General features: G+C 41.3%; 19 protein-coding genes. 17 read left to right on the top strand and 2 right to left on the bottom strand.

Going from position 1 to position 19,617, the window contains the following annotated elements; genetic code table 11:
• Position 1: 1 nt before the first annotated feature.
• The 7 genes from hisD to hisIE are packed head-to-tail and all read left to right on the top strand — an operon-like array spanning position 2 to position 6,163.
• The gene (hisD, locus tag QL229_RS08890) at positions 2-1,303 is read left to right on the top strand and encodes a histidinol dehydrogenase (protein WP_138557694.1); all 1,302 of its coding nucleotides are present in this window, start codon (positions 2-4) and stop codon (positions 1,301-1,303) included.
• Positions 1,293-2,390, top strand: coding sequence for a histidinol-phosphate transaminase (gene hisC / locus QL229_RS08885; protein WP_138557695.1), 1,098 nt, complete (start codon positions 1,293-1,295; stop codon positions 2,388-2,390). Before hisD ends, hisC begins: the two co-directional genes overlap by 11 nt.
• The gene (gene hisB, locus QL229_RS08880) at positions 2,387-3,448 is read left to right on the top strand and encodes a bifunctional histidinol-phosphatase/imidazoleglycerol-phosphate dehydratase HisB (RefSeq protein WP_281546774.1); all 1,062 of its coding nucleotides are present in this window, start codon (positions 2,387-2,389) and stop codon (positions 3,446-3,448) included. The genes hisC and hisB overlap by 4 nt, the downstream gene beginning before the upstream one ends.
• Positions 3,445-4,035: an imidazole glycerol phosphate synthase subunit HisH gene (gene hisH, locus QL229_RS08875; RefSeq protein ID WP_063707478.1), complete on the top strand. Its 591-nt coding sequence runs from the start codon at positions 3,445-3,447 to the stop codon at positions 4,033-4,035. The genes hisB and hisH overlap by 4 nt, the downstream gene beginning before the upstream one ends.
• A gap of 27 nt (positions 4,036-4,062) precedes the next feature.
• Positions 4,063-4,797, top strand: a complete 735-nt coding sequence (locus QL229_RS08870; RefSeq protein ID WP_281546773.1) for a 1-(5-phosphoribosyl)-5-[(5-phosphoribosylamino)methylideneamino] imidazole-4-carboxamide isomerase — start codon at positions 4,063-4,065, stop codon at positions 4,795-4,797.
• The gene (gene hisF / locus QL229_RS08865) at positions 4,779-5,558 is read left to right on the top strand and encodes an imidazole glycerol phosphate synthase subunit HisF (protein ID WP_055021694.1); all 780 of its coding nucleotides are present in this window, start codon (positions 4,779-4,781) and stop codon (positions 5,556-5,558) included. The genes QL229_RS08870 and hisF overlap by 19 nt, the downstream gene beginning before the upstream one ends.
• Positions 5,549-6,163, top strand: coding sequence for a bifunctional phosphoribosyl-AMP cyclohydrolase/phosphoribosyl-ATP diphosphatase HisIE (gene hisIE / locus QL229_RS08860; protein ID WP_054552013.1), 615 nt, complete (start codon positions 5,549-5,551; stop codon positions 6,161-6,163). The genes hisF and hisIE overlap by 10 nt, the downstream gene beginning before the upstream one ends.
• Before the next feature lie 75 nt (positions 6,164-6,238).
• Here the strand turns inward: hisIE and QL229_RS08855 are convergent, their stop codons facing one another.
• Entirely contained in the window at positions 6,239-7,618 is a 1,380-nt protein-coding gene (locus tag QL229_RS08855) for a serine hydrolase (RefSeq protein WP_138557698.1), read from the bottom strand.
• Between the two features lie 265 nt (positions 7,619-7,883).
• Here QL229_RS08855 and QL229_RS08850 point away from each other — a divergent pair, with 265 nt between their 5' ends.
• The 4 genes from QL229_RS08850 (at position 7,884) to QL229_RS08835 (ending at position 10,370) form a co-directional block, all read left to right on the top strand.
• Complete coding sequence (locus QL229_RS08850; protein ID WP_138557699.1) at positions 7,884-8,621, top strand: hypothetical protein; 738 nt, start codon at positions 7,884-7,886, stop codon at positions 8,619-8,621.
• Positions 8,622-8,773: 152 nt separating this feature from the next.
• On the top strand, positions 8,774-9,286 hold the full coding sequence (locus tag QL229_RS08845) for a hypothetical protein (RefSeq protein ID WP_138557700.1): 513 nt from the start codon (positions 8,774-8,776) through the stop codon (positions 9,284-9,286).
• Positions 9,287-9,324: 38 nt separating this feature from the next.
• Positions 9,325-9,510, top strand: a complete 186-nt coding sequence (locus tag QL229_RS08840; protein WP_138557701.1) for a DUF1289 domain-containing protein — start codon at positions 9,325-9,327, stop codon at positions 9,508-9,510.
• A 65-nt stretch (positions 9,511-9,575) separates the two neighbouring features.
• Positions 9,576-10,370, top strand: coding sequence for a glycosyltransferase family 25 protein (locus QL229_RS08835; RefSeq protein ID WP_138557702.1), 795 nt, complete (start codon positions 9,576-9,578; stop codon positions 10,368-10,370).
• 4 nt (positions 10,371-10,374) lie between these two features.
• Here QL229_RS08835 and QL229_RS08830 read toward each other — a convergent pair whose 3' ends face one another.
• Positions 10,375-12,156 carry a PDZ domain-containing protein gene (locus QL229_RS08830; RefSeq protein WP_138557703.1) on the bottom strand — a complete coding sequence of 594 codons (1,782 nt, stop codon included), beginning with the start codon at positions 12,154-12,156 and terminating at the stop codon, positions 10,375-10,377.
• Between the two features lie 202 nt (positions 12,157-12,358).
• Here QL229_RS08830 and QL229_RS08825 point away from each other — a divergent pair, with 202 nt between their 5' ends.
• The 6 genes from QL229_RS08825 (at position 12,359) to QL229_RS08800 (ending at position 19,476) form a co-directional block, all read left to right on the top strand.
• On the top strand, positions 12,359-13,894 hold the full coding sequence (locus tag QL229_RS08825) for a GGDEF domain-containing protein (RefSeq protein ID WP_138557704.1): 1,536 nt from the start codon (positions 12,359-12,361) through the stop codon (positions 13,892-13,894).
• Positions 13,895-13,965: 71 nt separating this feature from the next.
• Positions 13,966-15,309, top strand: coding sequence for a nucleotide 5'-monophosphate nucleosidase PpnN (gene ppnN / locus QL229_RS08820; protein ID WP_138557705.1), 1,344 nt, complete (start codon positions 13,966-13,968; stop codon positions 15,307-15,309).
• Positions 15,310-15,320: 11 nt separating this feature from the next.
• The gene (gene xni, locus QL229_RS08815) at positions 15,321-16,094 is read left to right on the top strand and encodes a flap endonuclease Xni (RefSeq protein WP_138557706.1); all 774 of its coding nucleotides are present in this window, start codon (positions 15,321-15,323) and stop codon (positions 16,092-16,094) included.
• A 71-nt stretch (positions 16,095-16,165) separates the two neighbouring features.
• On the top strand, positions 16,166-16,549 hold the full coding sequence (locus tag QL229_RS08810) for a DUF3192 domain-containing protein (RefSeq protein ID WP_075594547.1): 384 nt from the start codon (positions 16,166-16,168) through the stop codon (positions 16,547-16,549).
• A gap of 6 nt (positions 16,550-16,555) precedes the next feature.
• Positions 16,556-18,253 carry a hypothetical protein gene (locus QL229_RS08805; protein WP_138557707.1) on the top strand — a complete coding sequence of 566 codons (1,698 nt, stop codon included), beginning with the start codon at positions 16,556-16,558 and terminating at the stop codon, positions 18,251-18,253.
• A 215-nt stretch (positions 18,254-18,468) separates the two neighbouring features.
• Entirely contained in the window at positions 18,469-19,476 is a 1,008-nt protein-coding gene (locus QL229_RS08800) for an isocitrate dehydrogenase (protein ID WP_130052654.1), read from the top strand.
• Positions 19,477-19,617 lie beyond the last annotated feature (141 nt).

The raw sequence follows: 19,617 nt of genomic DNA, 5'->3' as shown, positions 1-19,617 counted from the left end.
CATGTTTCGCTGGAATGAGGAAAATCAACAAGCACAGCAGGCGGTACTCACCCGCCCTGCTGTTACTGCAAGTAAAGAGGTCGAAGCAATTTGCATCGACATCTTAAATGCAGTTAAAACCGAAGGTGACGCTGCGTTATTAAAGATGGCTAAAGAGTTTGATAAGCGCGACACACCGCGCTTATTAGTGCCAGTTGAAGAAATTAATCAAGCTGAGCAGTTATTATCAAACGAGTTAAAAGCCGCCATCGAAACGGCCTATGCTAATGTAAAACGCTTTCACCAAGCACAATTGCCAAAAGACATTAAGTTAACAACGCAACCTGGTGTGTTATGTGAGCTTAAATATCAAGCCATTGAAGCGGTAGGTATTTACGTGCCAGGTGGCAGTGCGCCATTGCCATCATCAGTGATCATGCAAGGAGTGCTTGCACAATTAAGCGGTGCACAAACTGTTGTGCTTACTACACCTGTAAAAGCCGATGAAACCATCAACCCTGCCATTTTATATGCAGCAAAACTATGTGGTATTAAAACCATTGTAGAAAGTGGTGGCGCCGGAGCGATTGCAGCAATGGCATACGGCACAGAGTCAGTGCCTAAAGTGAACAAGATTTTTGGCCCGGGAAATAGCTTTGTCACCATGGCAAAACAACTTGTTGCGCAAACCATTCCGGGCATGGCGATTGATATGCCTGCGGGCCCTTCTGAAGTGTTAGTGATTGCAGATGAGCGTGCAAACCCAGAGTTTATTGCGGCAGATTTATTATCGCAAGCAGAGCACGGTGCCGATTCGCAGGTTATTTTACTGTGTAACAGCGAACGTATTATTGAAAAAACACAGCAAGCTTTAACTGAGCAGCTAGCAAAATTAAGTCGCGAAGACACTGCCGAGCAAGCGCTTGCAAACTCAAGCTTGATATTAGTGGACTCGGTTGAGCAAGCCTTTGCGGTGTCTGCTCAATATGGTCCTGAGCACCTTATTTTACAACTTGCTGATGCGCAGCCTTATTTAAATTTAGTGAAAAATGCTGGCTCAGTATTTGTAGGCGATTACACCCCAGAGTCTGCCGGTGACTATGCGTCTGGCACGAATCACGTACTACCAACGTATGGTTACAGTGCGACCTATTCGAGCTTAAACTTACTGGACTTCTTTAGAACTTACACAGTGCAAACCATCAGCAAAAATGGTTTACGTGAATTATCTAAAGCAATTTTACCTTTGGCCGCAGCAGAGGGGCTTGATGCTCACGCTAATGCTGTTTCAATTCGTCTTGAGGCTATGAACAATGAGCGATAATTCAAAAATAACAACGCTGTTGCCAGATAACATTGCAGCGCTTACAGCCTATAGTTCAGCGAAAAGTGAAAAACTAACTGGCACAACGTGGTTAAATGCCAACGAAAGCCCGTATTCACGTACGCCAAATATCAATTTAGCTGATTTAAACCGCTACCCAGATCCGCAGCCTCAGCAAGTGATCAATCGTTACGCTTGCTATGCTAATTTAGAGCCAGAGCAAGTACTGATGACTCGCGGTGCTGATGAGGGTATTGAACTATTAGTACGTACTTTTTGTAGCCCAGCTAAAGATAGCATTGCACTCTTTTTGCCAACTTACGGCATGTACAAAGTAACAGCTGATACCCACAACATTGCGATTAACGGTTTAACTCAAGAGCTGTTATTAAAAGGCACAGTTGATGAGATTGTCACTGCAGTTGCTGATTCAAAGTTGGTGTTTATTTGTAATCCAAATAACCCAACCGGCAGCATGACAAGCCTAGACAAAATCAGAAAAATCACCCAACAACTTGCGGGTAAAGCGATTGTGGTGGTGGATGAAGCTTATATAGAATTTTGCCCTGAACAAACAGCAGCAAGCCTGATCAACGAGTTTAGTAACCTTGTGGTACTAAGAACCTTATCAAAAGCATTTGCACTTGCGGGTTTAAGAACTGGATTCACCTTAGCCAACAGCGAATTACTTGCGCCTATTCGTAAAGTGATTGCGCCTTATCCTGTATCAACGGTGGTTGCTAGCATTGCAGCAGATGCATTAAGTAGTGACAACATCGCTTCAATGCGCCGTCAGGTGACTATTCTAAATAGTTTAAAAGGCAAACTGAAAAGCTGGCTTGAGCAATCACCAGCCGTTATCAAAGCACTGAGCGGTGAAGGTAACTTTGTCACCTTAAAATTAAAAGACAAACAATCATTTAATATCGCACTAGAGCAAGGGCTTGTGATGCGTGCCTTCACCTTGTATGGCGAAAATGATTGGTTACGAATTTCTATCGGTAACGAGCAAGAACTAGAACAAGTAAAAATTTGGTTAGATGGCTTATCACTGACCAGCAATACAGTAGAACAGGAATTATCATGAGCAACCCGTATTTATTTATTGACCGCGATGGCACGATTATCGAAGAGCCTATCACCGACAAACAGGTTGATAGCCTCGAAAAATTAGTGTTTTTGCCAAATGTGATCCCTGCTCTGTTACAACTTCAAGCGGCAGGTTACCGCCTTGTAATGGTTTCAAACCAAGATGGTTTAGGCACTGATAGCTTCCCGACAGCTGATTTTGATATTGCTCAAGACAAGATGATGGATATCTTAAATAGCCAAGGAATTAAATTTGATGAAGTTCTGATTTGCCCTCACTTTGATGAGCAAAATTGTGAATGCCGTAAACCAAAAACTGGTTTACTTACAGAGCTTATGCGTTCAGGTAAAGTCGATTTAGCACGCTCATTTGTGATTGGTGACCGCCAAACAGATATCGGACTTGCCAATAACTTATGCTGCGAAGGAATTTTGTATGACGGCAGCTGGGATGCCATTGTCACTAAGCTGACAACCGCAAACCGTGAAGGTCGTGTCACTCGCAATACCAAAGAAACGCAAATTGATGTGCAAGTTAATTTAGACCAAACAAAAAATGGCGAAATTAGCACTGGCCTTGGCTTTTTCGATCACATGCTTGACCAAATTCGTACACACGCCAATATCGGACTTAATATTCAAGCCACTGGCGACTTACACATTGATGAGCACCACCTAGTTGAAGATATCGGCATTGCACTTGGCCTTGCCCTTAAACAAGCGCTAGGTACAAAAACGCAAATTGGTCGCTATGGCTTTGCACTCCCTATGGATGAATGTAAAGCAGAAGCGCAAATTGACTTATCGGGTCGCGCCTCGTTTGTATTAAATGCCGATTTTAGCCGTGAGAAAGTGGGCGACTTAGACGTGCAAATGGTTGAACATTTCTTTAAAAGCTTAAGTGATAATGCCGCAATGAGCCTAATTCTGTCGGTTAGCGATGGTAATTGTCATCACCAAGTTGAAGGTTTATTTAAAGCGTTTGCAAGAGCACTTCGCGCTGCGATTGCAAAAGATGCTTCACAACAAACAGCAAGCTCTAAGGGGTGTTTATGATTGCCATAATTAATACAGGTTGTGCCAACATTAACTCTGTTCGTTTTGCCTTTGAACGCTTAGGGAAAACGCCTGAGGTGATCACCTCACCTGAGCAACTAAAAGGCTTTGAACGTGCCATTTTACCTGGCGTAGGTCATGCATCTGTTGCGATGAAACGCTTAAAAGACGGTGGTTGGCAGCAAGCAATTGATGAATATCAACGCCCGCTAATGGGCATTTGTTTAGGCATGCAATTACTTTGCGACAGCACAGAAGAAGGTAATGTTGATTGCCTTGGCAAAATTCCGGGTGTTGTTAAGCACTTAGAAGTGGGCACATTAACCTCACCACACATGGGGTGGAATGACCTAAGTGTGTTAAAAGAGCATGCCCTTACCAAAGGGTTATCTGCGCAAGATCAAGTGTACTTTGTGCATAGCTTTGCGCACACAGTAAACGATGCCACCCTAGTTAGCGGTGAATACGGGCAAGCTTTTTCTGCGATTGTTGCCAAAGATAACTACGCAGGCATGCAGTTCCACCCTGAGCGAAGCGCCAAAGTAGGCACGCGACTTTTACAAAACTTTTTAGATTGGCAGCTGTAAGCGCAGCAAAAAATAAGAGAAATAAACGTGATTATTCCAGCACTCGATGTATTACAAAACCAAATTGTGCGCTTATACCAAGGTAAGTATGATACAGCACAATTTTACCCTTACGAACTTGGCGCACGCTTACAAGAGTACGCAAACAGCGGCGCAGGCAAACTGCACCTAGTTGATTTAGAAGGCGCGCGCGATCCAAATAAAAAACAGTGGCAGCATATTCAAGCCGCAACCAAAACGCTTAATGTGCCTTATCAAGTGGGCGGTGGTATTCGCTCTGAGCAAGATGTTGCTGACTGGCTTGAAGCCGGTGCTAACCAAGTCGTGATTGGCTCAATGGCCGTTGAAAAGCGCGAACAAGTAAAGGCTTGGATTGAAAAATTTGGCAGCTCTCACTTTGTTATCGCACTGGATGTTAATAAAACTGACAACGGCTGGGCACCCGCAACACATGGTTGGTTAAGTGAATCTGAGTTTGGTTTGTTCGAACTTGTTGATTTTTACATGGCACTGGGTGTGGTTGATTTTCTGTGTACTGACATCAGTAAAGACGGCACCATGACTGGTCCTTCGTTTGCACTTTATGAAGATTTAACCAACCACAACAGCGAGATTAAAGTTCAAGCTTCAGGCGGTGTAAGCTCACTGGATGATATTGCAAAGCTGAAAAAACTGGGCGTTGGCGGTATTATCTTAGGTAAATCATTGCTTGATGGTGCCTTTAATGTTGAGGAGGCGCTAGCATGTTATCAAAACGCATAATCCCTTGTTTAGATGTAAAAGACGGCCAAGTCGTTAAAGGCGTTAAATTTAAAGGCCATGAAGTGGTTGGTGATATTTTAACGCTTGCCAAAGCCTACAGCGATGCCGGTGCCGATGAACTGGTGTTTTATGAAATCAGTGCCAGCGTCGAAAAACGCCTACTTGATGTTAATTGGGTAGAGAATATTGCACGCCACATTGATATTCCATTTTGTGTGGCAGGCGGCATTAAATCTGTTGCTGATGCAGCACGTGTTTTAGAACGTGGTGCAGATAAAATCAGTATTAATAGCCCCGCTATTGCTCGCCCAGAGCTTATCAAAGAGTTACACGATGAGTTTGGTAAACAGTGCGTAGTTGTGGGTATTGATAGCTTTTATGATGAAAACACTGGCGAGTATTTAGTCTACCAGCTGACTGGCGACCCAAATGCATCAAGCCGTACTCGCTACAAAACCGAAGAATGGGTTAAGCGCGTGCAAGACCTAGGCGCTGGTGAAATTGTACTAAATTGCATGAATCAAGATGGCGTGCGTAAAGGCTACGACAATGTTCAGCTATCAAAAATGCGTGCACTGTGCGATATTCCTCTGATTGCATCGGGCGGCGCAGGTACGATGCAAGACTTTGTTGATGTATTTCAGCAAAGCCAAGTTGATGGTGCGCTCGCTGCCAGCGTATTTCACAAGAACGTCATTGATATTGGCGAACTAAAACAATTTTTAATCGATAATAATGTAGCGGCAAGACTATGCAATTAACCAAAGACACTCTTTCTCAAGTCGACTTTGCCAAAAGCGAATTGATCCCAGCTATCGTGCAAGACGCACGCTCTGGGGTGATTTTAATGCAAGGCTTTATGAATCAAGACGCATTAGCTGCCACTTTCGACAAACAAAAAGTAACCTTTTACTCGCGTTCTAAAGAGCGCTTATGGACAAAAGGCGAAACATCAGAAAACTACCTTGAAGTAGTTTCTGTACACACCGATTGTGATTACGACTCACTATTAGTACTGGCAAACCCACTTGGGCCAACATGCCACTTAGGTACACAAAGCTGCTTCGGCGATGATGCTAAACCTAGCTTGTCGTTTTTAGCTGAGCTTGAACAAGTGATTGTCTCGCGTAAAGACGATGATCCAAGCAAAAGCTACACTGCGTCTTTATTTGCAAAAGACTTAAGCCGTAGTTGCCAAAAAGTAGGTGAAGAAGGTGTCGAAGTTGCCCTTGCAGCCATGAAACATGATAACGATGAATTAACCAATGAATCGGCAGACTTACTGTATCACTTAACCGTGTTATTACAGCGCCAAGGTTTATCATTGGCTGATGTGGTGAGCTGTTTACAAGGCCGCCATAAGTAATTGAAATTGATTAAGATGCACCTTTTCAGGTGCACCTTTTCAGGTGCATCTTTTTAGTGTTTCTTAAATCCAATTTTATCTACCCAGAGCTTTTAGAACATCACGAGTAAAGTCATGTTCACTAAAGCCTTTAAGACCCGCAAGGTCATACCCTCGCCTAACAATAACTAGCTGCTCGCTTGGAATAATCACCAAATATTGACCACGGTTGCCTCGCGCAGCAATAGTATCGTTTGGTAATTCAGGGAAACGTTCGTTATAAAGCCACCACTGTGCGCCGTATCCCGGTGCCATTTCTGGGGGTTGAGCAGGGGCTGGTTCACTAATATAACTTAACCAGTCTTTTGGTAATATTTGCTCCCCTTGCCAGCGACCATTGTTCAAGTGTAATAGCCCTAAGCGAGCAAGATCCCTTGAAGTAGTCCACACTTGCGATGACAAAATAAAGTCACTTTGCCAATCTGACTCTAAAAATGTGTGCTGCATTCCGATTTTATCGAGTAAATTGTCATACGGATAACGCAAATAGCTCGCCTCATCGTCGAACGTTTCTCGTAAGGTGCGTAGCGCTAACATGGTGTCGTTATTCGCGTATTTCCAGCGACTACCTGGCTTTACTTCTAATGCGGTATGCGTTGCAGTATCAGACACTAAACCGCCGCCCATATACACACGGTCTGTCCGGTTGCCCGCTTTATTACTGTCTAAACCTGATGCCATGTGAAGCAAGTTTTCAAGGGTAATTTCGCCACGTGGGTCAAGCGGGTGAGACCAGCTTTCAAGCCCCGCAGGCTTAGTAACATCAAGTCGCTTTTGCTGTACCGCAACACCAATGATGCTCGCGCCAATACTTTTTGCAACAGACCAAGTACGCTGTGCGGTTTCTGGGGTAAAGCCTGCTTTATATTGCTCTGCTAAAACCGCCTGAGGGCTTGCTATTAAAATAGCTGAAGTGCGTGCTCCTTCACCATAATGACTAGTAAAAGCCTGAGCAATAACCTCATCAAGCGCCTTATTACCCGTTGCTTTATTAACACCATTTAGCGTTTGCCAAGGCTTACCGTCATCCTTTTGGTAGGCTAAGTTTTCTTTGAACGGCGCTTGCACAAGTGATGTAGCTTTAAGGCTTGCCCCTACTGGCAAATCAACACAACCTAAACGAGGCCGCCACACCGATATACGTTGCTTATCTTTATCGTAATCAACAATGACTCGTTTATGCTCGTTATCAATGTTCGCTTTCAATGTTTTTACAGTTTCTGCAATTAAAGGGTAAATACCGGTTAGTTCATCAATATCGATTTGATCTTTGCTTTTGCCCGCGTTAAAGGTGGCACTACAGGTAAAGTTGGCGACGTACCCAGCGGCATAAGCGTTTAAAGTTGTATCTGTTTCTTCGCTACAAACAAAAAAGCTGGTGCTCAATAACGCGCTTAGGAAGGTTATTTTTTTCATTATTACTCCTTGAAGACCAAAGAGTTTAAATTAGCAAAAGAAAAAAATAATGGTATATTTTTACGGCAGCATTCGCTCCTTGAGCGACAAATAACCCAACAAAATAGGTTCATTGTTAATAAACAAAATGAATTTAGAGTCCGAAGCTCCTGTTGTCTACGCAACTTTTTTTCTATTTATGTAAAAATTTTTTAAAGCCTTTAAACCTTTTTTATCAGCAGCTGCGACTAAGCTAATAACACCACAGATATGAAAGGGAACAACCATGTTAAGTACAGTAAAAACACTCTCGCTAATTGCCGCAGGTTTATTATCAGCACAAACTTTTGCTTGGGGTGAAATGCCACTGCAAGCAACTAAAAACCTAACGCTTGATACAGCAACATTAAGTGCTTTAAAAGTAGAAGCGGGCTCTGGTTTTTTACACATTACCGGTAGTGACAGTGATGAAGTGAGCGTTAAAGCCGAGATTTATCAGGAGCAGCCACATGATGAATATTGCTTAACGCTTGAAGCTAAAGGTAAGAGTGCAGCGCTAAGTGCAGGTCAATGTGAATATCATACCAATAAGCAAACTCGCATTGATTTAACCGTTGCGATCCCTCACTCATTTAATGTTGATGTACACGATGGCTCTGGCGAAATTATCATTAGCAAAGTTGCGAATACTGTGATCAACGATGGTTCAGGTTCAATTACTGCAAATGACATTGAAGGCACATTAGAAATCAATGATGGTTCAGGCAGCATAGATGTTCGTAATGTTAGCCGTGATATTAAAATTCATGATGGCTCTGGCAATATTGATGTTGCAAACGCACTGGGTAATATTGAAGTACACGATGGCTCTGGTGGTATCGACTTAAATGATATTTCGGGTAATGTTGTCGTTTCAGATGGTTCGGGAAGCATTCGCGTTGATACTGCGGCAAACTTTGAGTTACTAAGTGATGGTTCTGGCTCAGTAAAAGTAACCAACATTGCTGGTAAAACTAAGATGTAAGCTTACGCTTTTATTAATATACGCAACTAAAATGCCTTCCTTTGCGAGGGCATTTTAAATTGTAATCACCAATCTTTATTAGCATTTTTACAAGGGCTTAGGTATCCTTTAGGAAACGTTTAAGGAACTGCTATTTAAAAGGATAGCCTGATATGAAAAAGCCACTCGCCGCCTTACTAACTGGCCTTGTATTAACAGGTTGTACAGGACTGACAACTGAACAACAAGCAGCCATTGATAACTTAACCCCTTGCGAGAAAATTAACGCCCTGTTAGGTGCTTACGATAACCGCTTTGAAGGCTTAAAACGTAGCCGTGTAAATACTAAGTACATGGAAACATGGACAGCAAAATACAACCTAATTGCCGATAACTGTCAAATCACAGCGCTTGATAAAGACAATGTTACCTACCGCTGTGTAGGCAACTATGAGCAACAGCAGCAAGCTGTCGCTGATCACACCCGTGCGGTTAATTTTACCCAAGCTTGTTTAGCAGGAAATAATTGGCATCAAACACAAAAAGAGTCAGCTGAATCGTTACGCACAACCTTTGTACTTGACGAAAATACCCCTGTTATCTCAATTCATTCGGGTAAAACTCTATCACGTAAACAGCCTTGGTCTACCACGCTTGAAATTGGTAAGCCTGTTGAAGGTAAGTAATACACTCATGAAGGCTAATATTAGCCTTCAAATTAACTATGACAAATTCAAAAAAACCAACCAGCCAATTTAAAACAGATTGCATCGGTCAATGTCATCGCCTCAATGGCTATTGCACTGGCTGTGGTCGCAGTAATGACGAAATTTTTGATTGGATCATTTTATCCGAGCAAGAAAAACAAGCGATTTTAAATACTCCTCGCCCTGACATAAAAGCGAAATAGTTCTGACACCCAAGCGTCATTAAAGCTTGTTAGCCTGATTCAAACTGACCCATCAGGTAACAATAATGACCGCTATTTTTGTAATTAACTTACCAAGCTCTACTGAACGATTACACCGTGTGAGCAATGAACTCAGCGCGCAAGGTTTAGCATTTGAACGCATTGATGCAATTGATGGTAGAACACTGTCTGATACAGCGATTGCTGAGCATTATAATGCTGATTTAAATCTAAAAAAATACCATAAACCATTGAGTAAAGGTGAAATTGGCTGTTACCTGAGTCACAGAAAAGCATGGCAAACCATGGTCGATAGGCAATTAGATTACGCCATTATTTTAGAAGATGACTTTGTTCTCGACCGCTCTATTCACAGTGCAATTGAAAACATTAATACATTAAAACAGCCTTGGCAGCTAATAAAATTGGCTGCTTATAAAGACCGAAATCGGGAAATTGCCTTTACAAAACCCCTCGCTGATGAGCAGCATTTAGTCATTCATAAAAAGCTTATGTCTGGCTGCTGTGCAACGGCTGTTAGTTTGGCTGGTGCAAAAGCGCTATTAAAAGCCACTGCTACATTTGGCCGCCCTGTCGATTGCGATTTACAGCATGTGTGGGAAACCGGCGTATACGGTTATTCTTTACTGCCCTACCCGGTATCACAACCTGATAATTCACAAAGTGATATTCGTGATAGATCAGACAAAGTTAAAAAGTCGTTTTGGCGACGTAAAAAGCAGCAACTTAATAGTACACTGCTAAATGCAAAATACACTAAGCAGTTTATCAAGGCGCAGCAAACGCCGAATAAAAAGAAAGGAGCCGCAGCTCCTCTCTTACCAATTAAAGATCATTAACGAGTTATTTTGCTAGGTTTGGGTGGTCAACGCCCATCCACGCTTTAAACAATGCCATTTGAGCTGGTGTTGCATCTTTTAATGCTTTTACCTTTTTCTCTTTATCAAAGTCTTCGCTCAGTGTTAGCGTTGTGCTTTGCAGTGCATCACGTCTAATAAAATCAACAGTCACTGTGTCGCCTGCTTTAAACGTTTCAAGGCTGGCTGTTAAGTCTTTACCAACATGCTTTTTGTTAAACGCAACGATTTTATCATCTGTAGTTAAGCCTGCTTGCCATGCAGCGCCACCACGACGAACATGAGTTAGGGTTAATAACTCACCGCTGTTTTTAGCAAACGAGTCAATACTAGGTACTGATTTAGCGCCTTCAGGACGAATTAAACCTAAGCCCACTTTTGCAAGTAGCGAATCAAAGTCGATAGCTGCTGGCTCATCCACATTTGCTTGCCACCAAGCACTGTAATCACGACCTGTAAGTTCTTTTAAAATCGCTTTAACATCATCAGGCGTAAAACCATCAGGTAAACGATGCTTGTTGTACAGTTCACGGTGAACATCGCGGTAACTGATTTTGCCATCGCTTTTTTCTAGCAAATCAATATCAAGCGCCATTGAGATCAATGAACCTTCTAAATAGATATTGGTGCTATAGTTGCGAGCGTGGTCACCGCCTTGGTTGATCCACTTATCAAAACTGGTTTCGGTTGCGCTTTGTACTTCGCGACCCGGTGTTTGTAAGTGACGATTAATCGTTTTCGTTAACGTACCGAAAAACTCATCGGTTGTTTCAATACCAGAGCGAACCATTAAGTGATCTTCAAAGTAGCTGGTTGAGCCCTCTGCAATCCATAATGTTTTCGCGTAGTTAATATTGGTGTAGTCGTACGGTGCAATACCTTTAGGGCGGTATGCTTTAACGTTCCAAGTATGAATAAATTCGTGAGCTGCGGTGCTGATAAACGCAAGGTAGTCTTTACGAGAACCAAAACGGTCACGTGGGCGCTGGATAATCGTAGAGTTTAAATGCTCTGTTGCGCCACCGGCACCAGACGTAGCATGGACCATAAATACATAGCGCTCATATGGGTAACCGTCCCAAATTACATTGCCAGTTGTCACTAGCTTTTTAAGGTCAGTTAGCATTTGATCTACGTCGTAGTTGCCATCGCCCCAAATAACTAATTCGTATTCACGGCCATCAACGGTGAACTTGTGTAGCTCATTGATACCACTTTCGATTGGTGAATCAACTAAAATGTCGTAATCAGCGGCTTTAAAGCTGTGTTTAGAGCCCGCATTTTCCATACCCGATACTGAACGCCATTGTTTTGGTACGTTTAATTTTACGGTTACCGGGTCTTGACGGAATGATTCACTAAACATGAAAAAGCCAGATGCATCAATAAATGCATGGCTGTCATCAATATGACGAGCGCGTTTACCTAGCTCGTTAGCGTAAACTTGGTAATCTACATTGACTTGAGTTGGCTCGTTTAGGTGAACACGCCACGTGCTGTGATCAATTTTTTCCCACTTTAATGGCTTGCCGTCATCATCTTTTGCTTCGAAAAAACGTACGCCATTAGCAAGATTCAAAATTTCATAACGACCAGTACGCCAAGCGGGAAGTTTAACATCTAAATGTGCTTGTGCAGTTTCAGGAAACTCAACACTCACATTACCTAAATGATGCTCTGGCTCAGTAATCGACAGTGAATAGTTTACATCTGCAAACACACTGCTTGAGCACGCTGCCAAAATTGACAGTGCCAAAAACTTTTTCATAACAACTCTTTTTATTACTTTTAAAATTGCGGACAAGCCTAACAATTGCGAGAAAAAATGTGAATTAAAAACCGATAAACAGCCATTGCAACAGGTTTGATATACAAATTAACTAAGTTTTTGACTTGGAACCTACATTTCGTATTAATTTGTTGTAAACTTACCCTATAGAAAATTTGAATCTTGACGGCGGTATTACTAGGTGCAGCAACAGCATGATGTTCTTAATAAAAAGTTAAAGCAGGCTATCGACGCACGCACAGTGGTCGAAGATGCACGCAAACATCAAGTTGAAGTGCTTTCACAGTTTGCGGCAAAACTGTCGCTCAGCTGTAAAGGGCTAGACATTGAGCTAGATAACCGTTTAGCCAAATTTAGAAACGCACTAAAAAAAGGTGTTAATTTTGAATTACTAACACCTTTCATAGATGATGTACTTGGTCTTCTAAAACAACAAGAAACCAAGCAAATGGCTCAACAACGCGAGCTTAACAAAAGCATCACTGATGCAGGTAAACAATTACAAAAAGTCCAAGGTTTACCTGATAATGCCCGTCGAACATTGCGTTATCTGCTTGACCACGAATTGAATAATATACAGTCTAATCATGACTTTATACCTTTATTGTCTAAGCTGGTTACTATTTATCACCAAGCACTTCAAGCAAAGCTCGCTAAAAGTAGTCAAGCCGAGGCATTAATCAAACCTGAGTTAGCGTCTGAGTTGCTGTCTCTTGCTAATGAGCTTGTGCTCGAGGATGAAAGTGCAGAGCAAATAAATATAATTAAAAGCAAAATCACTCATAATGACAGTGTTGACGATTTACTTGATTCTGCGCTGAGTATTATCACCATCATCACGCGTAATATGAGTAAAGAGCGCCAATCTGCACAAAGCTTTTTAATCTCATTAAATCAAACTATTGAAGATTTACATCACTCTATTGTTTCAACCAGTAAACACTCAGAGTCGATTAGTGCAGAATACGATTCGCTGAACAAACAGATTGAAGCAAAAATTAAGAATCTTCATACGCAAACTCAGCAGGCTACCTCAATAACATCACTTAAAGAATTAGTAGAAGAAGAACTTAAATCTTTAAGTGATGATTTAATTGCTAAAGAAAAACTAGAGCAAACGGAGCGAGAAAACTTGCTCGCTAGCTTTAACGATATCAATAGCCGTATTAGCCATTTAGAAACTAAACTTTCAACTTATAAACAACGCTTAAATGAACAACGATTTAAAAGTTTGCTAGATGGTTTAACAAAATTACCCAACCGCGCAGCGTTTGATGAACGATTTAATCAAGAGTTTCAATTATTTGATCTACAAGAGTCGGCAGTGACATTTGTAGTAATTGATGTAGACCATTTTAAATCAATCAATGACCAATATGGCCACAGTGCTGGTGACAAAACATTACAAGTCATTGCTAAAGCACTACAAAAATCAATACGTAAATCAGACTTTATTGCCCGTTACGGTGGCGAAGAGTTTGTGTTACTAATGAGCGGTATGTCACTTGAAAGTGCAGCAGCTCCACTTGAAAAGTTGCGTAAGACAATTCAAGGTATTCCATTTAAATTCAAAGATAAGCAAGTAGAAATCACCATTTCTGCTGGCGCAACCCAGTTGAAAAAAGGTGATACCCCACTGATTGCCTTTGACCGTGCAGACGAAGCACTATACAAAGCCAAGAACGAGGGACGAAATAAAGTTTGCATTAGCAAATAAAGGCCTCATCTTGTTAATAAGGTCTTTGACACACAATGATAAAGGCTCATTGACGAGCCAGGAGAGTGCTTATGTTAAAACAACTGAATCCTACAGGTGTACTGGATTTACTATCGCAACTAGAAGTTGATCTACTCGAACAATCGTCCACCAGCGAGCGCTATAAATTATTTAGGAACTGTGTGCTCGCGGTTCTTAATGTGGGCAGCCACACTGACTCAAGCTCTGAAATTTACAACAAATACGAAAATTTCGATATTCGCTTATTGAGCCGCGAACGCGGGATTAAAATTGAACTTGAAAACCCACCCGAATCAGCCTTTGTCGATGGCGAAATTATCACTGGTATTCATGAACATATCTTCTCGGTTATTCGCGATATTCTATTTATTTGTCAAAAATACGAAAAAGATTTAACTGAGCAAAAAGCCATAACTCATATGGTGTTTGACATGCTCAGGAATGCAGGTGCGCTAAGAGTAAATAGCGATCCGAGCATGATAGTTTGCTGGGGTGGCCACTCTATAAACGAAGTCGAATACAAATACACCAAGCAAGTTGGCTATGAGCTTGGGCTTCGTGGCTTAAACATTTGTACAGGTTGTGGCCCAGGTGCAATGAAAGGCCCAATGAAAGGCGCGACGATAGGCCATGCCAAACAGCGTATTACTAATAATCGTTATTTAGGTTTAACTGAACCAAGTATTATTGCCGCTGAGCCACCTAACCCAATTGTAAACGAATTAGTGATTTTGCCTGATATCGAAAAACGTTTAGAGGCGTTTATTCGTACAGCTCATGGCATTATTATTTTCCCAGGTGGCGCGGGTACCGCAGAAGAGCTGTTATATCTTTTAGGTATTTTACTGCACCCTGAAAACGAAAAACAATCTTTACCTGTGATCTTAACTGGCCCTAGAGAGAGTGAAAATTACTTTATTGAGCTGTGTAAATTCGTTGAGAAAACGCTTGGTAAAGAGGCGCTTGATAAGTTTGAAGTGATCATCGATGACCCAGAGCGAGTTGGTAAAACACTCAAATCAAAAATGGCTGAAGTGCGTGAATACCGCAAGAGTCAAGGTGATGCATACTACTTTAACTGGACGCTAAAAATCGATAATGATTTTCAACAGCCGTTTGCACCGACTCATGCCAATATGGCGAGTTTGGATTTACACTTAGATCAGCCGACTCAGCAACTAGCCGCTAATTTACGCCGTGCGTTTTCAGGTATTGTGGCTGGTAATGTTAAAGACGAAGGCTTGCAAGCCATCAAGCAACATGGTCGATTTGTATTAAGTGGTGAGCCTGCATTAATGGCTGATATGGATAAACTACTTGCTGCTTTTGTTGAGCAAGGGCGAATGAAATTACCCGGTAGTAAGTATATTCCTTGCTATGAGATAAAAGCTTAACAGGAGACTATGTGACAACCCAGTTACTTTTAATAGATGCGTTAAATCTTATTAGGCGCATCTATGCTGTTGATAGTAATCAGAGTCATCACAGTGAAGAACATATGATAAAAGCAAGCTGTGCCCGCGTGGCACATGCTTGTAAAAAGTTACGTCAGCAAACTAATGCTACTCACGCGATTGCTGTGTTTGATGGTGAAAAAAGCTGGCGTTATCACTACTATGAGGCGTACAAAAGCACTCGCTCACCGATGCCAGATACCCTGAAACAAAACTTATCGCTTTTTAAACAAGCCATTGAACAAACAGGTATTGTGGTGTTTTCACCTAACAATGATGAAGCTGACGATATAATTGCCACGCTGGCACATAAAGCCGCGACTAATAATGTACCTTCTACTATCGTTTCTACAGATAAAGGGTTTTTACCATTTTTATCTGAGCAGATTGCTATTTATGATTACTTCAAAAAACAGTATCTTGAAGCCGACGACATTACACAGCGCTTTAATGTTCCAAAGCATCGACTCGCTGATTTTTGGGCTTTAGCTGGTGATAAAACCAATGACATACCCGGCGTGAAAGGTATTGGTAACAAAACTGCGCAGCAATTAGTAAATGAGTATGAGTCAATTGCAGCCGCAATCAACGACGATGAACTAAACCCTTCAGTAAAGCGCAAATTGAACGATGAGATGGATATGTTTGTTATTTCGAAAAATCTTGTGATGTTACGCACAGATATTCACTTAGGCTTTAGTTTAAAGCAGTTAAGGCTCAATTAATCGCAATCTCGTAGCGCACTTGGATATCACAGCGTATACTGCAAATTCGCGTTAATTTTAAAGAGTTACACATGTTTAAAAAGGTTTTCCAATATCTGGTGCTGGGTTTAGGTGTTTATGCACTTATCGCCACTCTTGTGATCACTTTTTATAAAGATGACCCACAAGCCATGATCTGGCAAGACCGTGAAGCTTTTAATAAACGTTACATCTCGAAACTATCTATCGATAAGCCTGAAAACTTAAACGCCGTACTTGATTACTTAGGCAGCCCAGATCTAACCTATGCTAAACGAGTCGAAGACAATGTTTGGCAAATCATTTTTTACCGCACGCAACACGTAAAATCGGATGGTATTACAACGATAGATGAGTGCACTGGCTTGCTGTTTAAAAATGGTCAATTAGTATTGTGGGGGCCAAGTGCCTATGAAAGCTATCAACAAGAAACCTAACCGCTTATGATGGAAAACGTGACGCCTCGTGAGTTGGCACGCTTATTTGATAGTACGCACCAGTTGCTCAAGCTTTATTATCAAAAGCAGAAGTGGTCGCAAATTTATCCTTTATTAAGCAACCTTGCTGAGCGATATTACTTAATCTACCAAGCCTGCCCAAAAGGTATGCAAGCGCAACTTAGCTTATATGCTCCTAATCATGGCTACACAACAAATTTAGTTGTTAACCAATGCGTTATTGCTTGCATTCTATGTCGTAGCCTAAATTACAACCAAGCAATTAGTGAACAAATTATTAGCTGCTGTTTAGCTAATTATCTGTGCGTACAAACTCAAAGCAATAAGTTAGCTGCCTGTGAAAAACTAACATTACAAGATAAAAAACTTTGGCAGAGTCGTCACCAGCTTGCTGCAAAATTACTGCAAAGCTCAGGTCCTCATACATTATCTATTCAGCATTTATTAGCGCGGTTAAATAAATACAAACAAGCACTTTTAAGTGCGCCAAAAATTATGATTTATGACGGAGCAACAACACTTGTAGCTTTAGCTAACATTATCGCTATGAATACCACTTATCGTGAATCTGGTGGGCATATTAGTATACATAAAGCATTGGCTGATATTTATCTTCGTACACCTAATGAGTTTGCTCAAAATGCAATAAAGGCGCTCATTGCGCACATAGGCCCATACATTCCAGCAAGTGAAGTAAATTACGCTGAACGCATTCTTATCTATTTAACCACCGATGAGCAAGGTAGGCATATTTTAGTCGATGCTAGCCGCCCAGAAAAAGTACGCTGGCATCGCATCAAAGCTAATTTGAGCATTTTAGACAAACAAAGAACATGTAAAGACACGCGTTTGCTCTACACCGTATGGTTTAGTGAGAACATCAATTTTACAGAACCACCACCTATAAATCAGCAACGCAGACAGCAATACTTAGCATTAATTAGTGACTTAAAAGTATCAAAAGAATACAGCTATCGTGGTTTAAATAAGCTGTTAAGTCCCTACCCTGAATTAATTACGCAACTTACAATTGCCGCTAAGCCCTATAATAAAGAGCAGCTAAGAGCCAAAGACTTGCGTCATTGTTTATCGATGGTTGGATACGACAATGCACCGGCAATCATTCAGAAAGTATTATTTCAACGCTTAGTAGCAACAACTACTCACCCACTGTTTCAGCATATTTCTAAACGACTTGAAAATATGGTGCGGATTATTCAAGCATTGTTTAAACACTCTGACTCAGTGCAATTTGAACACGTGAGCTTGCCATTATATGCCTACGTTTTATACCTTTGCGAATATCAAGCTACGAGTCTGTCTCGAAAAACTATATTTGAACAAGCCGAAGAGCATGTTATTAGCCCACCATTGGCCTGCCTATTTGGTGTTAATCACCTAGATCAAGCCCCATTGACTGAATATTTAAATCAGCTAATTGGTGACAACGTCTGGACTCAACATTTACTGGCTAGTGAACAACACAAAAAGCAGCAACTCAGCATAAATGAGAAATATTGGATAGCTATTAAATTATTTACTTATTATGTTTTTCAACCAAAAGCTTTATTTAGCAGCTGGCAAGAGCAAATCATTTTCGACAGCCTATCGGCTGCTGGTTGGGACTCAAAAGCTAATTTTTATGCATATTTGAAAAATTGCGAGTTTGCAGACAATTTTTAGAATGTGTTGTTAAAAAGTGCGAAAACGTTAAATAAATATGAACTTTAGTCTGTTTATAGTCAGTATTCACAGGATAAACTGGTAAAAAGCTGAATAAATTGCTATAAAAGCCGCTTAAATTTTCAAACACATCCACGTAAACCTTCTAACAAGTAAATCGCATGCTATTTCGCGACGAGTTTACGTGTTTATCTACTCATAAATAGGAAAAGTAAATGGCTAAACAAACCATCACAGTGATCAAAGGCGACGGCATTGGTCCTAGCATTATTGATTCAGCACTTGAGATCCTTGAAGCTGCAGGTTGCGATTTTGATTATGAATTCGTTGATGCTGGCCTTGCTGCCCTAGAAAAAACTGGTGAGTTACTTCCGCAAGAAACAATCGACACAATTGCGCGTAACAAAATCACTTTAAAAGGCCCATTAACTACACCAGTTGGTGAAGGTTTCACTTCAATCAACGTGACTTTACGTAAAAAGTTTGGCCTATATGCTAATGTTCGTCCTGTTAAATCATTTGCAGGTACACAAGCTCGTTACGACGATATCGACATCATCACTGTTCGTGAAAACACACAAGGTATGTACTCAGGTCTTGGCCAAGTTGTATCTGAAGATGGTAACGAAGCAGAAGCAATGTCAAAAATCACCCGTGAAGGTGCAGAAAAAATCGTAACTTTTGCATACGAGCTAGCAGTACGTGAAGGCCGTAAAAAAGTAACGGCTGTTCACAAAGCTAACATCCTTAAATCAACATCTGGTTTATTCTTAAAAGTTGCACGTGAAGTAGCTGAGCGTTACCCGCAAATCGAATCAACAGAAATGATTGTTGATGCAACATGTATGAAACTAGTTATGACTCCTGATGAGTTTGATGTAATCGTTACTACAAACTTATTCGGTGATATCTTATCTGACCTATGTGCTGGTCTAGTTGGTGGTCTTGGTATGGCTCCTGGCGCAAACATTGGTGAAGATGCAGCTATCTTCGAAGCTGTACACGGTAGCGCACCAGACATCGCAGGTAAAAACCTTGCAAACCCAACTTCAGTGATCTTAGCATCTATCCAAATGCTAGAGCACTTAGGTATGGCTGACACTGCAGAGCGCATCCGCAGTGCAGTTGCAGATGTTATCAAAACAGGTGACCGCACAACGCGTGACCTTGGCGGCAGCCACGGTACTACAGACTTCACTCAAGCTGTAATTGAGCGTCTATAAGAGAATAATTGTTTAGGGCTTAAGACAACCTAACCCTTAAACACTCCCTACCCAAAGCCAGTCTAAGACTGGCTTTTTTATACCCTCAATTAATTGGACATCCACATTAATTAGACATCCATAACACACATAAAACTAGAC

It is taken from the genome of Pseudoalteromonas sp. PAR1, assembly GCF_947311895.1.
Classification (GTDB): domain Bacteria; phylum Pseudomonadota; class Gammaproteobacteria; order Enterobacterales; family Alteromonadaceae; genus Pseudoalteromonas; species Pseudoalteromonas lipolytica_C.
Note: the sequence above shows the minus strand (reverse complement) of the source record. Positions and strands in the feature narration are given on the sequence as shown.

Coding starts and splice junctions, on each gene's coding strand:
- QL229_RS08810 (WP_075594547.1), top strand. CDS start 16,166: ATGTTTAAAAAGGTTTTCCAATATCTGGTGCTGGGTTTAGGTGTTTAT.
- hisC (WP_138557695.1), top strand. CDS start 1,293: ATGAGCGATAATTCAAAAATAACAACGCTGTTGCCAGATAACATTGCA.
- hisF (WP_055021694.1), top strand. CDS start 4,779: ATGTTATCAAAACGCATAATCCCTTGTTTAGATGTAAAAGACGGCCAA.
- hisD (WP_138557694.1), top strand. CDS start 2: ATGTTTCGCTGGAATGAGGAAAATCAACAAGCACAGCAGGCGGTACTC.
- QL229_RS08840 (WP_138557701.1), top strand. CDS start 9,325: ATGACAAATTCAAAAAAACCAACCAGCCAATTTAAAACAGATTGCATC.
- QL229_RS08805 (WP_138557707.1), top strand. CDS start 16,556: ATGATGGAAAACGTGACGCCTCGTGAGTTGGCACGCTTATTTGATAGT.
- hisB (WP_281546774.1), top strand. CDS start 2,387: ATGAGCAACCCGTATTTATTTATTGACCGCGATGGCACGATTATCGAA.
- ppnN (WP_138557705.1), top strand. CDS start 13,966: ATGTTAAAACAACTGAATCCTACAGGTGTACTGGATTTACTATCGCAA.
- hisH (WP_063707478.1), top strand. CDS start 3,445: ATGATTGCCATAATTAATACAGGTTGTGCCAACATTAACTCTGTTCGT.
- QL229_RS08800 (WP_130052654.1), top strand. CDS start 18,469: ATGGCTAAACAAACCATCACAGTGATCAAAGGCGACGGCATTGGTCCT.
- QL229_RS08850 (WP_138557699.1), top strand. CDS start 7,884: ATGTTAAGTACAGTAAAAACACTCTCGCTAATTGCCGCAGGTTTATTA.
- QL229_RS08845 (WP_138557700.1), top strand. CDS start 8,774: ATGAAAAAGCCACTCGCCGCCTTACTAACTGGCCTTGTATTAACAGGT.
- QL229_RS08855 (WP_138557698.1), bottom strand. CDS start 7,618: ATGAAAAAAATAACCTTCCTAAGCGCGTTATTGAGCACCAGCTTTTTT.
- QL229_RS08835 (WP_138557702.1), top strand. CDS start 9,576: ATGACCGCTATTTTTGTAATTAACTTACCAAGCTCTACTGAACGATTA.
- QL229_RS08830 (WP_138557703.1), bottom strand. CDS start 12,156: ATGAAAAAGTTTTTGGCACTGTCAATTTTGGCAGCGTGCTCAAGCAGT.
- hisIE (WP_054552013.1), top strand. CDS start 5,549: ATGCAATTAACCAAAGACACTCTTTCTCAAGTCGACTTTGCCAAAAGC.